Annotated in this window: 11 protein-coding genes; 7 read left to right on the top strand and 4 right to left on the bottom strand. The window is 65.7% G+C overall.

Annotated elements, in window-relative coordinates:
* Positions 1-10: 10 nt before the first annotated feature.
* A complete protein-coding gene (locus Q0030_RS32425; protein WP_298376611.1) occupies positions 11-553 on the top strand; it encodes a c-type cytochrome in 543 nt (180 codons plus the stop codon).
* Positions 550-1,176: a hypothetical protein gene (locus Q0030_RS32420; protein WP_298376608.1), complete on the top strand. Its 627-nt coding sequence runs from the start codon at positions 550-552 to the stop codon at positions 1,174-1,176. Before Q0030_RS32425 ends, Q0030_RS32420 begins: the two co-directional genes overlap by 4 nt.
* Before the next feature lie 171 nt (positions 1,177-1,347).
* On the opposite strand, the gene Q0030_RS32415 is transcribed toward Q0030_RS32420, so the two are convergent.
* The gene (locus Q0030_RS32415) at positions 1,348-2,340 is read right to left on the bottom strand and encodes a helix-turn-helix domain-containing protein (RefSeq protein ID WP_298376605.1); all 993 of its coding nucleotides are present in this window, start codon (positions 2,338-2,340) and stop codon (positions 1,348-1,350) included.
* Between the two features lie 253 nt (positions 2,341-2,593).
* Between Q0030_RS32415 and Q0030_RS32410 the strand changes: the two genes are divergently transcribed.
* Together Q0030_RS32410 and Q0030_RS32405 are read left to right on the top strand one after the other, a co-directional pair.
* On the top strand, positions 2,594-4,369 hold the full coding sequence (locus tag Q0030_RS32410; RefSeq protein WP_298376603.1) for an acyl-CoA dehydrogenase family protein: 1,776 nt from the start codon (positions 2,594-2,596) through the stop codon (positions 4,367-4,369).
* A 35-nt stretch (positions 4,370-4,404) separates the two neighbouring features.
* Complete coding sequence (locus tag Q0030_RS32405; RefSeq protein ID WP_298376600.1) at positions 4,405-5,625, top strand: ABC transporter substrate-binding protein; 1,221 nt, start codon at positions 4,405-4,407, stop codon at positions 5,623-5,625.
* A 91-nt stretch (positions 5,626-5,716) separates the two neighbouring features.
* On the opposite strand, the gene Q0030_RS32400 is transcribed toward Q0030_RS32405, so the two are convergent.
* The 3 genes from Q0030_RS32400 to Q0030_RS32390 form a co-directional block, all read right to left on the bottom strand.
* The gene (locus Q0030_RS32400; protein ID WP_298376598.1) at positions 5,717-7,444 is read right to left on the bottom strand and encodes a bifunctional protein-serine/threonine kinase/phosphatase; all 1,728 of its coding nucleotides are present in this window, start codon (positions 7,442-7,444) and stop codon (positions 5,717-5,719) included.
* A gap of 30 nt (positions 7,445-7,474) precedes the next feature.
* Positions 7,475-8,734, bottom strand: a complete 1,260-nt coding sequence (locus Q0030_RS32395) for an MFS transporter (protein WP_298376595.1) — start codon at positions 8,732-8,734, stop codon at positions 7,475-7,477.
* Between the two features lie 289 nt (positions 8,735-9,023).
* Entirely contained in the window at positions 9,024-9,257 is a 234-nt protein-coding gene (locus tag Q0030_RS32390) for a hypothetical protein (protein WP_298376594.1), read from the bottom strand.
* A gap of 114 nt (positions 9,258-9,371) precedes the next feature.
* On the opposite strand from Q0030_RS32390, the gene nirB reads away from it, so the two are divergent.
* The 3 genes from nirB to Q0030_RS32375 are packed head-to-tail and all read left to right on the top strand — an operon-like array spanning position 9,372 to position 14,842.
* On the top strand, positions 9,372-11,831 hold the full coding sequence (gene nirB / locus Q0030_RS32385; RefSeq protein ID WP_298376591.1) for a nitrite reductase large subunit NirB: 2,460 nt from the start codon (positions 9,372-9,374) through the stop codon (positions 11,829-11,831).
* Positions 11,828-12,157, top strand: coding sequence for a nitrite reductase small subunit NirD (gene nirD, locus Q0030_RS32380; protein ID WP_298376588.1), 330 nt, complete (start codon positions 11,828-11,830; stop codon positions 12,155-12,157). The genes nirB and nirD overlap by 4 nt, the downstream gene beginning before the upstream one ends.
* A 21-nt stretch (positions 12,158-12,178) precedes the next feature.
* Complete coding sequence (locus tag Q0030_RS32375) at positions 12,179-14,842, top strand: nitrate reductase (protein ID WP_298376585.1); 2,664 nt, start codon at positions 12,179-12,181, stop codon at positions 14,840-14,842.
* Positions 14,843-15,035 lie beyond the last annotated feature (193 nt).

The raw sequence follows: 15,035 nt of genomic DNA, 5'->3' as shown, positions 1-15,035 counted from the left end.
AACAGAACAAATGAAACAAACATGGCTGGTTGGCGCGTGGCTCGGCTGCGCGCTCGTGATGGGATTTGTGAGTGCGGTGCAGGCACAGTCGGCGAGCGATCCTACAGACGCCGGCAAGGCGGTGTTCAAGCGCGGCAATTGTGTCGGCTGCCACAAATGGCACGGCAATGGCGGCGGCGGTTATGGCGGCGACGCGCTATCGCTGCGCAAGACCGAGCTGACGCGCGAGCAGATCATCGAGACCGTGACGTGCGGGCGGCCGGGCACCGGCATGCCGTTCTTCGTGCGCGGCTCCTATGACACCACGAAATGCTACGAGATGACCCGACAGGATGTCGCCGACCGCATGCCGCCCGAGGCGAATGTGTTCCTGCGGCCGAACGAGATCGAGGCCGTCGCCGATTACGTGCTCGCCCACGTCAAGGGCAAGGGTGAGCCGAGCTATGACGAATGCATCGCCTTCTTCGGCGACGGCTCGCGCGTCTGTAACATCTATAAGGAGGCCGGCCACGCTGCCGCGTCGTCCGACCAGAGCGAGAAGGCAAAGCCATGAGCAAGCAGCGATCGGCAATCCGCGGGCTCGTCTTCGCCGCGTCGGTCACCGTGGCCGTGCCGGCGATGGCGACGGCAGGTGACCTGCGCGACATCAATGTCGGCATGGACATCGGCAAGGTTCCCGACGCGGGATACATCAACCTGACCTGCGTCGGAGAGAAGACGCACCGATTGGCGGAATGGGCGCAGTGGGCGGCTTGCCCGGCCGGGCCAGACCAGCTGCGCGGCATCCGCTTCGAGTATGACCGCGAGACCGCGCGGGAAGGCACCATGGTCGGCGGCCATCCGGCGATCCTGACCGTGATGATCGACAAGGACGCCAGGATCGCGGCGCTGACGATCGAGACCGATCCGAAGGCGCGGCTCTATCTGCGCAAGAAGGCGTTCCTGCTCGGCCTGCAGGCGAAGTCGCGCTACGGCGAGGACGGCTGGACCTGCGCGGAGGCGAAGCCGGGCGCCGACAAGCAGGAGGTCGGCGGCGTATTCGTCGACGAGACCTGCAGCAAGACCACCGACGGCCGGACCGTCCAGATCGAGCGTCACCTCTATCGTGAGCCGAACAAGGAGCTCAAGGACATGACCGACGAGACCCGGATCACGATCCGCCGCGCGGGGTCGTAGAGTTTGACTGAAGATGCGGTCAACGAAAATCAGGCTCTTTTGGTTTGCTCGTCATGCCCGGCCTTGTGCCGGGCATCCACGTCTTTGCTCCAATCAGGCACGAAGACGTGGATGGCCGGGACAAGCCCGGCCATGACGGATGAGGAATCGCAGGTGCTAAGCCGCCCGATCTCAGGTCTCGATCGGTGGCGCGTCGATGTCGATCTGCGGCAGCAGGCCGGGCGACTGCCGTTCGACCAGCTCGCGCATCTTTCCGATGATCGCCTTGCCTTCCGCCGAGACGATCGAGCTCGGGCCTGCAACGGTGATGACAAGCGGCGGCGTCTGGTCGGCCTCGGTCAGCCGCATCGCAATCGCGCTCAGGCCGGGCGTGCCCATGTCGCGCGTGTAGGCAAATCCTTGGCGCCGGATTGTCGCCAGCGCATGCTGGATATCGCCGAAGCGGACGGCGGATGACGGCGCCTCCTCGGCATTGATCCGCTGCACGATCCGCCGCGCATCCTCGTCGTTCATCAGGCTGAGAAACACCCGGCCCGGGGTCGAGTGGGTCAGGAGCCGCCGTGCGCCGGGCTCGAGATAGTAGCGCACAGGCGTGGTTCCCTGCAGCACGCGGATATACTGGCTGTAGAGCTGGTTGCGCGCCACCACGAAGGTCGTCAGCCGCGTCGCTTCATGCAGCTCGCGCGTGATCGCATCGAGCGTCGCCCCCGGCAGCGTCTGGCTCGTGAGCCAGCCGCCGAGCAGGGCGACGCGGACCGTCGGCCGGTAGCTGCGCGCCTGCCGGTCATGGTCGAGATAGCCGAGCTCGACGAGGCTCTTCAGCAGCGCCGACGTGCTGGACGGTGGATAGTTCAGCCGGCGCGCGATCTCGGTCATGGCCGCGGGCCGTTCGATCTCGGCAAAATACTCGAAGATGGGGAGCACGCGATGCGCCGACTTGACGACGGATGGATCGGGACGGCCGTCGGCGGCGCGAAACAACTCGTCATGCCTGTTAGCCTCGATCACCATCGCCGCGGGATCGTCCGCTTGCAGGCGTACGCGGTCGGCGACGATGCGCCTGCGGCCCCGCCGGGACGGGGGCTGGGTATCGGTGCGAACGCCCTTCATCTTGCCGTTCGTGTCCTTGGACGCAGCGCAAGTCTGGTGCGCTGCAACATTCATTGTCGCCTTCTGCTGTCGAATGTGCAGCGAAACCAGTGGAGGTCAAGGCTCCGCGGTGCAGCAGGACTTGGCGTGCGATCCCCGAGCAGACGGCATTTCCTCCACGTATCTGAAATTATTCTCGCAAGTGGCTCCGCCGGTAGACATCGCCGCGATCGTTCCCGATGTTGCAGACGAAGTTTGAACACCGAGCGATGACATCGCGCGCACCGGCAAGGCTGCTGCGACGTCATCCCGAACAAGGAGATCCTCGATGCAGATGAGCGCGCGCGACCTTCGCAGCTCCAACGATGCCGCCGATCCGGCCCGCCACATCTCGCGTGATTGCGCAGGCCTCAACTTCTATGATCTCGATCGCGGACTTTGCGGCCTTCTGGGGCTCTATCTGGCGCGCGAGGATCGCGAGCGGCTGGAGCCGCACTTCAAGCGACTCGGCGAACTGGCGGGCGGCAGGCTCGACCAATTGGCACGGATCGCCGACAAGCACGCACCGGTGCTCAATCCGAGGGACGCCTACGGCCGCGACGAGGACTGGATCGACTATCATCCGGCCTACCGGGAGATGGAGGCGATCGCCTTCGGCGATTTTCAGTTTCACGCCATGAGCCATCGCGCCGGCGTGCTCGGCATGGACCGGCCGCTGCCGGCGGTGGCCAAATACGTGTTTCAGTATCTGTTCGTGCAGTCCGAGTTCGGGCTGATGTGCCCGATCAGCGTCACCGACACCTCGACGCACCTGGTCCGCAAGTTCGGCTCGGATGAGCTCAAGGCCTATCTGCTGCCGAAGATGCTGTCGGACGACATGGCGAGCCTGTGGAAGGGCACCCAGTTCATGACCGAGCGCGCCGGCGGCTCCGACGTCGGCGCCGTCGAGACCATTGCGCGCCGGGATGGCGACGTCTGGCGCCTGACCGGCGACAAATGGTTCTGCTCCCACGCCGATGCCGACGTCGCGCTGATGCTGGCGCGGCCGGAGGGCGCGCCCGACGGCACCAGGGGGCTCGCGCTGTTCGCGCTGCCGCGCCGCCTGAAAGACGGCCGGCGCAACAGCTACCGGATCGTCCGTCTCAAGGACAAGCTCGGCACCAAATCGATGGCGTCAGGCGAGATCCGGCTCGACAACGCGGTTGCCTATCTGGTCGGCGATCCCATGCAGGGTCTCAAGCAGATGATGGAGCAGGTCAACCTCTCGCGCCTGTCGCACGGCGTGCGTGCTGCGGCGATGATGCGGCGCTGTGTCAACGAAGCTGTCGTCAGCGCCTCGTCGCGCGTGGCGTTCGGCCAGCGCGTCATGGATTTCCCGCTGCTGCGCCGTCAGCTGATGAAGCTGATCGTGCCGACCGAGCAGGCGCTGTCGATGATGCTGGTGGCCGCGCGCGCGATGGACGATGCCAATGCCGGCTCGGCGCAGGCGAAGGAGCTGCTGCGCATCCTGACGCCGCTCTTGAAGTACCGCGCCTGCCGCGACAACATTCCGGTCGCCACCGGCGCGATGGAAGTGCGCGGCGGCAACGGCTACATCGAGGAATGGGTGCAGCCGCGGCTGGTGCGCGACGCCCATGTCGGCGTGCTCTGGGAGGGCACCAGCAACATCAACGCGCTCGACATCATTTCGCGCGCCGTTGGCAAGAGCGGCGCGCACCGGGCGCTTGCCTCGGCGCTGCAGGCGCGCCTCGAGGAGGCGAAGGTATTGCCCGAGCCGTTCCGCGAGCGGCTCCGGGTCGCGCTCGATCGCTCGATTGCCTTTGCCGGGCGGGTGGCAGCCGATCGCCAGTCGGAGCACTCGGCACGTCTTGCGGCTGGCGCGCTCTACCATGTGGCATCGGCCATCGTTCTGGCCTGGGAAGGGTGCCAGCCGGAGGTCGATCCGCGGCGCCTGCTGCTATCGCGCTTTGTGCTCGAGCATCGCCTGTCGACGAAGGATCCGCTGGCCCCGGCCGATGACGCGTGGGAGCGCGAAGCCATCGATCTGATGCTGAGCGAGGAGCCGGTCACATTCGGTCAAGCGGTCGGATCCCTGACGGCCTGACCATAAGAAAACGAAAGACATCGAGGGGAGGTTCCATGCGATCGATTGCGGCCGCGCTCGCGGCGGTCTTGTGCCTGGCTGCGGTCGGGTCCGGGCGCGCGCAGGTGTCCGGCGACGTGGTGCGGATCGGCGTCATCAACGACATGTCGGGCCTTTATTCCGATCTTGGGGGCGAGGGCTCGGTGGAAGCGGCCCGCCTCGCGATCGAGGATTTCGGCCCGACCGTGCTCGGAAAGAAGATCGAGCTGATGTCAGCCGATCATCAGAACAAGCCGGATATCGCCTCCGGCATCGCGCGTCGTTGGATCGACGAGAACGGCGTCGATCTGATTGCCGATGGCGGCAATTCCGCGACGGCGCTGGCCATTCAGGGCATCACCCGCGAGAAGAAGCGCATCTTTGTGATTTCCGGGCCTGGCAGCTCCGATCTTACCGGAAAGCAGTGCTCGCCGTATGGGTTTCATTTCACCTACAGCACCTACGCTGAAGCCTCCGCCGTCACCAAGGCCATGCTCAAGAAGGGCTCGGATACGTGGTTCTTCCTGACCGCGGACTATGCCTTCGGTCATGCGCTGGAGCGTGACGCATCGAGCTTCATCACGACCGCGGGAAGCAAGGTCGTCGGCTCGGTTCGCCATCCGCTCGGCGCGTCGGACCTCTCGTCGTTCCTGCTTCAGGCACAGAACTCTAAGGCGAAAGTTATCGCATTGGCGAACGCGGGCGGCGATACGGTCAACAGCCTGAAGCAGGCTGCGGAGTTCGGCATCGGAAAATCTGCCGACCAGAACATCGTCGCTCTTCTGATGTTGATCACGGACGTGCATTCGCTCGGCCTCGAGGCGGCGCAGGGCATCATCTACGCGACGTCGTTTTCGTGGACCCAGAACGAGGCAACCCGGACCTTCGGTCATCGCTTTATGGCGCGTCGGCACGGGCAGGCACCGACCATGATCCAGGCCGGCGTCTACAGTGGAGTGATGCACTATCTGAAGGCAGTGCAGGCGGCCGGAACCGACGATCCCGGCGCCGTTGCCGCCGCCATGCGCAAGCTTCCGGTCAACGATTTCATGACACAGAATGCACAGATCCGCGAGGACGGGCAGGTGATGCGTTCGATGTATTTGGTCCAGGCCAAATCGCCATCCGAATCGCGCGAGCCTTGGGACTATGAAAAGGTGATCGCCACGATTTCGCCGGACGAAGCCTGGCGGCCGCTCGCGGAAGGCGGTTGTCCGTTTGTAACGAAAGCTCAGTAACGTTTGCGTTCGCGCCATTGGCAGGAAGTTGAAGAAGTTTCCCGGTGAAGTCAGCTTCGTCGCCGCCATTGAAGACCTCTTCAATAGCCCGCTAATGTCGCGCCAGCAGCACCACGATGATCAGGGCCAGGATCGCGCACAGCACCTTCCAGAAGGTCACGGGATCGCGGTCGTGCAGCGATTTGCGGGTCGTGACGGCGGGGCCGGCCCAGGTCGCGCCGTTTTCCAGTTCGTGCGCGAACTCGATGGCGTCGCCGAAGCGTTGCGCGGGCTCGACGCTGAGCGCCTTGCCGATCACGGCATCGAGCCAGGCCGGCAGGTCCGGCCGGTAACGTGACAACGGCGCCGGCTTGCCGAACCGTGGCCGCGAGAACGGCTCGATCTCGCCGAACGGATAGTTCGCGGTGAACATGCGGTAGACGGTGACGCCGAGCGCGAACAGGTCGGAGGCCTCATCGCCGGCCTTGCCGCCGAAAAGTTCGGGCGCCATGTAGCTCGCGGTGCCCGGAATATCCTCGGCGGGAAAATCCTCCAGCAGCGGCACGCGCGCGACGCCGAGGTCGACCAGGCGCAATCCGCCGTCTTTCAGCAGGATCACGTTGTCGGGCTTGATGTCGCGATGGATGATGCCGGCGCGGTGCAGCGCCGTGACCGCGCGCACCAGCTTGGTGGCGATCGCGATGCCCTCGGTGAGCGACAGCCGCGGCGCGTGGTTGAGCCGCTGCTCCAGCGTTTCGCCCTCGTAGAGCGGCATCGCCGAATAGAGCCTGGTCTGCCGCTCCGCCGGCACCTCGATGATCTCGCCGATCCAGAGGCTTCGCACGCGCGCGGCGACCCAGGCCTCGCGCACGAAGGCGAGGCGGTAGGAGCCTTCGCTGGCGACCCGCGGATGCGGAAACTTCAGCACGACTTCGCGGCCGGCACGCTTGTCGACGGCCTTGAACAGGCGGCTGTAGCGTCCGTCGGACAGCACGTCGTGGAGCGCGAAATCGTCGATCGTGTCGCCGCTCTCCGGCAAGTCCAAAATCGGCAAGGTCGCGATCGCGTGGGTCAGGTCGTCGCGATCCGCCGGCGGCAGGTCGACGACGTCGAGCACCAGCGCGGTCGTGTTGTCGCTGCTGCCCGCCGCGAGCGCGGCATCGACGATGCTGCGCGCCGATTCGTCGGGCGGCGTGCGTTCCTCCAGCAGTTGCTGGAGGCGGGAATCGCCGAGCGCGCCGTGAACCCCGTCGCTGCAGATCACGAGACGATCATGCTGCCGGAGCCCGACGGAGGTGTAATCGAAGCGGGCGAACTCCTCGAAACCGATGGCGCGGTTGAGCATGTGGGCGAGGTCGCCGCGGCCGGCGATATGGTCCTGCGTCAACCGCTCCAACCGTCCGTCGCTCAGGCGGTAGGCGCGGGTGTCGCCGATATGGATCACATGGCATTGCCGCCGCGACAGGATGATGGAGGAGAACGCGCAGGCCATGCCGCTGCGCGCGGCATCGACGCGGCCCTGGCCATGGATCCAGCTGTTGGCGGCTTCCAGCGCCCGCGCGGCGCGGCGGCGGACGCCGAGCGTCTCGGGCAACGAATAATAGGCGTCGATGAAGCTGCGGACCGCGACTTCCGCGGCTTCGCGCCCGCCTTTGTGGCCGCCGACGCCGTCGGCGACCGCGGCCACGACATCGCGGTGCAGCGTGCCCGGCTGGCCCAGGCAGGCCGCGACATAGTCCTCATTGGCGGCGCGCTTGCCGGTCTCGCTGGCGAAGCCGACACGAACGCCGAGATCCCTTTGCAGGTCTCGTTGCAAATGTCGTTGCGCGCCGTTCGCCACGTCCGAACCCGTCCTTTTCGGAGCGGGCCGTTAGACACGCGCTCCCGACACCGCGCCCCAGGTGGTGCGCCAGCGGACCTTGACCATGGCAAGTCCGATGAAGCCAAGCAACGCCAGCGCGCCGAAGAACAGGAAGCCGGCGCCGAAACCGCCGGTCATGCCCTTGGCGAAGCCAAGCGTCTGGGCGAGGAAGAAGCCGCCGATGCCGCCGGCGCAGCCGACCAGCCCGGTCATCAGGCCGATCTCGTGGCGGAAGCGCAGCGGGATCAGCTGGAACACCGCGCCATTGCCCATGCCGAGCGCCAGCACGCCGATCGAGAACAGCAGCACCGAGATCCAGGCGATGCGCGGCAGCTCGGTCAACGCCCAGCCGCCCGCGGCCGGCGCGGTCGGGCCCTCCGGCATGAAGGCGATGACGAGATAGGCGGCGACGACCACGCCGAACAGGATCGACAGCGAACGAATGCCGCCGATGCGGTCGGCGATCATGCCGCCGACCGGGCGGAAGCCCGAACCGAACGCGACGATCAGCGCGACCAGCATGCCGGCTGCCACGCCCGAGACGTGATACTGCACGGTGAAATAGAGTGGCAGCGCGTTGGCGAGGCCGACGAAGCCGCCGAAGGTGATGAAGTAGAAGAACATGAACCAGCGGCTGTCGGAATCCTTCAGCAGCGCGCCGTAGGCCTGCAGCGAGATCTTCTTGCGCTCGCCCGGCGCGTCCTTGGCCGCGACGGCATAATAGGCGAGCACCATCAGCATCGGAACCAAGAGGCAGCCGAACACGGCCTGCCAGCCCCAATGTTCGGCGATCGACGGCGCCAGCAGCGTGTCGAGCACGACGCCCATGTTGCCGGCTCCGGCGATCCCCATGACCACGCCCTGGTATTGCGGCGGGTACCAGCGGCTGGCCTGGGGCAGGGCGACCGCGAACGAGGCGCCGCCGACGCCGAGCGCAAGCCCGAACAGCTCGATTGCGAGCTTGCTGGTCAGCCCGAAATGCCACACCGATGCGGTTGCGGCGATCACGACGAGCTGGGCGATGATGCCGGTGCGCTTGGCGCCGATGATGTCGGCGAGAATGCCCATCGGCACGCGCAACAGCGCGCCGGCGAGCACGGGAATGGCGACCAGGGTGAACTTCTCGTTGACCGCCAGATTCATGTCGCGCGCGATGTAGACGATCAGCGGTCCGAGCGCGACCCACGCCATGAAACTGATGTCGAAGTACAGGAACGCGGCGAGCAGGGTCGGCCAGTGACCTGCCTTCTTGAACTCGGCTAGCTTCATCGCAAGCGTCTCGCGGTGATGCGGCGGAGATGGCCGCTGACGTGCGACTCTCTCGGGCGCAGATAAATCGAATGTGGGTGAATGCGTAAGCGCGCTCGCCGTTGAGACGCACTCCGTCAAGAGTTCAGGTCAGCAATTTGCGTGCCATCGAATCGATCGCGTCGCTTTGCCTTGCAGTCGCAAGACGTTGCCGCGAGATCGCGAACCAAGTTCGGCGATCGGAATTGGCGTGGCTTGCAGCAAGCGCCGCCGCGTAAACGCGCACGCTGATGCTTTCTTGTGCGATGCGTCACGAGCGCGCGATGGCGTATCCGCGGCGGGTTCGCGAGCGCCGTCGCCGCTGCTGATGCTGTGATGCACAAGAGATCATCGGCGTGGCTAAAAATTCGGCCAGCCGGCCGCGCGGCGCGTCATCAGGCACATGCGAGGTCGCAGAAAAGCCGTTGATTCTGCAGAAAAATTCGTCCGCACCGAGTTGGCACGCGTTTTGAATATCAGTCAATAACGGAACATCGGTCGTCATCGAAGACGGTCTGCGCCCGCGGCTGGGCTTCCTACAACTCCAAACCTTTATCGGTGCCCATCAACGACGCACACCGCGTCGCTGCGTAGCGCCGTCGGAATTGAAAGGCAGACCATGCTCGACAAAGTGACCAAGCAGAAGCTCGTGGTGATCGGCAACGGGATGGCCGGCATCCGCACGGTTGAGGCGCTGCTCGAGCGCGCCCCCGATCTCTACGACATCACGGTGTTCGGCTCCGAGCCTTACGGCAATTACAACCGCATCCTGCTGTCGCCGGTGCTCGCCGGCGAGAAGACCGTCGACGACATCATGCTCAACACCGTCGATTGGTACGAGGACAACAACATCACGCTGCGCAAGGGCGAGACGATCAGCATGATCGATCGCCGCACGTGTGAAGTGGTCACCGAGACCGGCGAGCGCGTTCCCTATGACCGCCTTTTGATCGCGACCGGCTCAAATCCGATCATGCTGCCGCTGCCGGGCAAGGACCTGCCGGGCGTGATCGGCTTCCGCGACATCTATGATGTCGATCGCATGATCAAGGCCTCGACCGACTATCGCAACGCAGTCGTGATCGGCGGCGGCCTCTTGGGCCTCGAAGCCGCCAACGGGCTGATGAAGCGCGGCATGAACGTCACGGTGGTGCATCTGCTCGACACCCTGATGGAGCGCCAGCTCGATCCGGTGGCCGGCGGACTGCTGCGCAAGTCGCTGGAAGAGCGCGGCATGGTGTTCAAGATGCCGGCGCAGACCCAGGCGATCCTGGGCGAGGACCGCGTCACCGGCGTGCGCTTCGGCGACGGCACCGAGCTGGCGGCCGATCTCGTGGTGATGGCGGTCGGCATCCGCCCGAACTTCGAGCTCGCCAAGAAGGCCGGGCTTTACTGCGAGCGCGGCATCGTCGTCTCCGACACCATGCAGACCTATGACGGCCGCATCTATGCGGTGGGCGAATGCGTGCAGCATCGCCGCCAGACCTATGGTCTCGTCGCGCCGCTGTTCGACCAGGCCAAGGTCTGCGCCAACCACCTCGCGATGAAGGGCTTTGCCACCTATGACGGCTCGGTCACCTCGACCAAGCTGAAGGTCACCGGCATCGACCTGTTCTCGGCCGGCGACTTCGCGCCAGGCCCGGACAAGGAGGAGATCGTGCTGCAGGACGCCAATCGCGGCGTCTACAAGCGCATCATCCTGAAGGACAAGAAGATCGTCGGCGCGGTGCTCTATGGCGACACCATCGACGGTCCCTGGTACTTCCAGCATTTGCGGGACGGCACCGACGTCTCGCATATGCGCGAGCGCCTGGTGTTCGGCGCCGCCAATCTCGGCGAGGGCGGCGTCAGCGGCCAGAACTCGGTTGCCGCGATGAGCGACGAGACCGAGATCTGCGGCTGCAACGGCGTCTGCAAGGGCACGATCGTCAAGGCAATCTCCGAGAAGAAGTTGTTCACGCTCGACGACGTCCGCGCCCATACCAAGGCGTCGTCGTCCTGCGGCTCCTGCACCGGCCTGGTCGAGCAGGTGTTGGCGTTCACGCTCGGCGGCGACTATTCGGCGGCGCCGAAGGTCAAGCCGCTGTGCAAGTGCACCGATCACAGCCACGACGACGTCCGCCGCGTCATCGTCGAGCAGCAGCTCAAGACCATTCCCGCCGTCATGCGCTTCATGGAGTGGAAGACGCTCAACGGCTGCCATTCCTGCCGTCCGGCGCTCAATTACTATCTGCTCGCGACCTGGCCGGGCGAGTATCGCGACGACCAGCAGTCGCGCTTCATCAATGAGCGCGTCCACGCCAATATCCAGAAGGACGGCACCTATTCGGTGGTGCCGCGGATGTGGGGCGGCGTCACCACGCCGAGCGAGCTGCGCGCCATCGCCGATGTCGCCGAGAAGTTCAACATCCCGACGGTGAAGGTCACCGGCGGCCAGCGCATCGACCTGCTCGGCGTCAAGAAAGAGGACCTTCCGGCGGTGTGGGCCGATCTCAACGACGCCGGCATGGTGTCGGGCCATGCCTACGCCAAGGGCTTGCGCACGGTGAAGACCTGCGTCGGCTCGGAATGGTGCCGCTTCGGCACCCAGGACTCAACCGGTCTCGGCGTCAAGCTCGAGAAGTTCATGTGGGGCTCGTGGACGCCGGCCAAGGTCAAGCTCGGCGTCTCGGGCTGCCCGCGCAACTGCGCGGAAGCGACCTGCAAGGACGTCGGCGTGGTCTGCGTCGATTCCGGCTACGAGATCCATTTTGCCGGCGCCGCGGGCTTGCACATCAAGGGCACCGAGTTCCTGACCAAGGTCGAGACCGAGGACGAGACGCTCGAGGTGATCGTGGCGCTGACCCAGCTTTACCGCGAGGAGGGCTGGTATCTCGAGCGCATGTACAAATGGTGCGATCGCGTCGGTCTCGAGCAGATCAGGAAGCGGGTGGTCGACGACATTACCAACCGCAAGGCGCTGTTCGCCCGCTTTGCCCATTCGCAGCAGTTCGCGCAGACCGATCCGTGGGCCGAGCGCGCCAGCCGCGGCGTCGACCGCAACGAGTTCGCACCTCTCGCCGAATTGGAGCTCGCATGACCAGCTGGATCGAAATCGGCGCGCTCGACGACATTCCGCGGCTCGGCTCGCGCGTGGTGCGCACCCCAAGCGGCAACATCGCGGTGTTCCGAACCGAGAGCGACGAGGTGTTCGCGCTCGACGACCGCTGCCCGCACAAAGGCGGTCCGCTGTCGCAGGGCATCGTGCACAACAAGCGCGTGACCTGTCCGCTGCATAATTTCGTCATTGAGCTGGCGAGCGGGCAGGCGGTCGCGCCCGACGAGGGCTGCACGCATACCCATCCGGCCAAGGTTGAGAACGGAATTGTCTGGCTGTCGGTGCGGCAGTCGGCTGCGGTGAGCTGAGCGGGCAAGGATCGGCCAGCCATGTCCGTCAAGACCACGTGTCCCTATTGCGGTGTCGGTTGTGGCGTCATTGCGTCGAGGGACGCGGCGGGCGCCGTCCGGGTCGAAGGAGACAAGCAGCATCCGGCCAATTTCGGCCGGCTCTGCAGCAAGGGCTCGGCGCTCGCCGAGACCATCGATCTCGACGGGCGTCTGCTCGAGCCTGTCGTCGATGGCCTGCCCGCGGCGTGGGACGACGCGCTCGATCGTGTCGCCGACGGCTTTAACAAGGTTATCCGCGAGCACGGGCCCGACGCGGTCGCGTTCTATGTCTCCGGCCAGCTGCTGACCGAGGACTATTACGTCATCAACAAGCTCGCCAAGGGCTTTGTCGGCACCGCCAATATCGACACCAATTCGCGGCTGTGCATGGCCTCCAGCGTCGCCGGGCACAAGCGCGCCTTCGGCAGCGACACCGTGCCGGGCTGCTACGAGGATCTCGAGCAGGCGGACTTGCTGGTACTGGTCGGCTCCAACGCCGCCTGGTGCCATCCGATCCTGCACCAGCGCATGCTGGCGGCGAAGGAGAAGAACCCGGCGTGCAAGATCGTGGTGATCGATCCGCGCCGCACCGCGACCTGCGAGGGCGCCGATCTGCATCTGCCGCTGCGCTCCGGCAGCGACTCGGTGCTGTTCAACGGGCTGTTCGCGTTCATGGCCGGCAGCAATGCAGTCGATCGCAGCTTTGTCGGCAATTGCACGACGGGGATCGTCGACGCCCTCAAGCAGGTGGCCGGCCAGACCCTGGCGCAGACGGCTGCGACCTGTGGGCTGAGCGAAGGCGCGGTCGGGCTGTTCTTCGACTGGTTCACGAAGACCGAGCGCGTCGTCACGCTGTATTCGCAAGGCATCAACCAGTCGTCGAGCGGCGTCGACAAGGTCAACGCCATCATCAACTGCCATCTCGTGACCGGGCGCATCGGCCGTCCCGGCATGGGGCCGTTCTCGCTGACCGGGCAACCCAACGCAATGGGCGGCCGCGAGGTCGGCGGGCTGGCCAACCAGCTGGCCGCGCATATGGAGATCGAGAACCCGGCGCATCGCGAGCTGGTGCAGCGGTTCTGGCGCGCGCCGGTCATCGCGGAGAAGGGCGGGCTGAAGGCGGTCGACATGTTCGATGCGATCGCCGACGGCCGCATCAAGGCGGTGTGGGTCATCTCGACCAACCCGGTGGTGAGCCTGCCCGATGCCGACCGCGCGCGCGCCGCGCTCGACGCCTGCGAACTCGTCGTGGTGACCGATTGCATGCGCGACACCGACACCACGCGGCATGCCGATGTGCTGCTGCCGGCGCTGGCGTGGGGCGAGAAGGACGGCACCGTCACCAATTCCGAGCGCCGGATCTCGCGGCAGCGACCGTTCCTCGCCGCGCCCGGCGAAGCGCGCGCCGACTGGCGCATCATCTGCGACGTCGCCGCCCGCATGGGATATCCGGGCTTCGACTACGCCTCGGCGGCGGACGTGTTCCGCGAGCATGCCGAATTGTCGGGCTTCGAGAATAACGGCCAGCGCGATTTCGACATCTCGGCGCTCGCCGCGCTCGATGACGGCGCCTATGACGCGTTGGCGCCGGTGCAGTGGCCGGTGACATCGGACCATCCGGCCGGCACGCCGCGGATGTTCGAGAGCCAAAAGTTTTTCACGCCCGACCGCAAGGCGCGCTTCGTGCCGGTCGCGCCGCGCGCGGCGCGGCATGCGACCAGCCGCGACTTTCCGCTGGTGCTCAACACTGGCCGTGTCCGCGATCAGTGGCACACCATGACCCGGACCGGGAAAACCGGACGGCTGCTGTCGCATATCTTCGAGCCCTATGCCGAGTTTCATCCCGAGGATGCGCGGCAGGCCGGGCTGCAAAACGAAGGACTGGTGCGGCTGACCAGCAGCTGGGGCGAGATGATCGCGCGCGTCGTGGTCAGCGCCGACCAGCGCCGCGGCTGCGTGTTCGTGCCGATGCACTGGAACGAGGAATTCGCCGGCGCGGGCCGCGTCAACGCGCTGGTCAATCCGGCGGTCGATCCGTTGTCCGGCCAGCCGGAGTCGAAGCATACGCCGATCAAGGCCGATCCTTACGCGCCGAAATGGCACGCCTTCATCCTGAGCCGCGATGCGATCAAACGTCCGGCGAGCGGATACTGGGTTTACGGCAAGGCCGGCGATTGCACGCGGCTGGAGCTTGCGCTCGACGTCCGCCCGGAGAGCTGGCGCGACTGGGCGCGGGCACAGCTCGGTCTCGAAGGCGTCGAGATCGAATGGATTGCTTATCGCGATCCGGCCGCGGGCCGCTTCCGCTATGCAGCGGTGCGCGAGGGCCGGCTCGAGGGCTGCGTATTCATCGCGCCCGATCACGTGCTGCCGTCGCGGGCCTGGCTGACCGGGTTGTTCGCGGAGCAACAATTGTCGGCCAATGCGCGGATGGCGCTGCTGGCCGGGCGGCCGTTCGGCGCGGGCGAGGATGTTGGTCCGATCGTCTGCTCCTGCTTCAGCGTCGGACGGCACCAAATCACCGCCGAGATCAGGAAGGGCGCCGACAGCGTCGAGGCGATCGGCCGATGCCTGAAGGCCGGTACCAATTGCGGCGGCTGCAAGCCCGAGATCGGCAAGCTGATCGGCGCCACCGCGCAGCCGCGGCAGGCGATCGCGTCCTGATTAGCAGTCCCGACAGATGCTCTTCAGCTTGCTGTGAGCAGGCGGTCTTCACCTCGTCGCTTCCCACGAGGTGGTCTCGACCATTAGATGGATTCTAGCTGAGGCATATTGTCTCGGACCAGCATTGCAGCTTAATTCCACTTCGAGCCGGATGACTACTTAGCTGTCGCCTGGCGTGCTCCGCAGGGGACGA

It is taken from the genome of uncultured Bradyrhizobium sp., from assembly GCF_947648125.1.
In the GTDB taxonomy this organism is placed as follows: Bacteria; Pseudomonadota; Alphaproteobacteria; order Rhizobiales; family Xanthobacteraceae; genus Bradyrhizobium.
The sequence above is the reverse complement of the archived record's forward strand: the minus strand, read 5'-3'. Positions and strand labels throughout refer to the sequence as shown.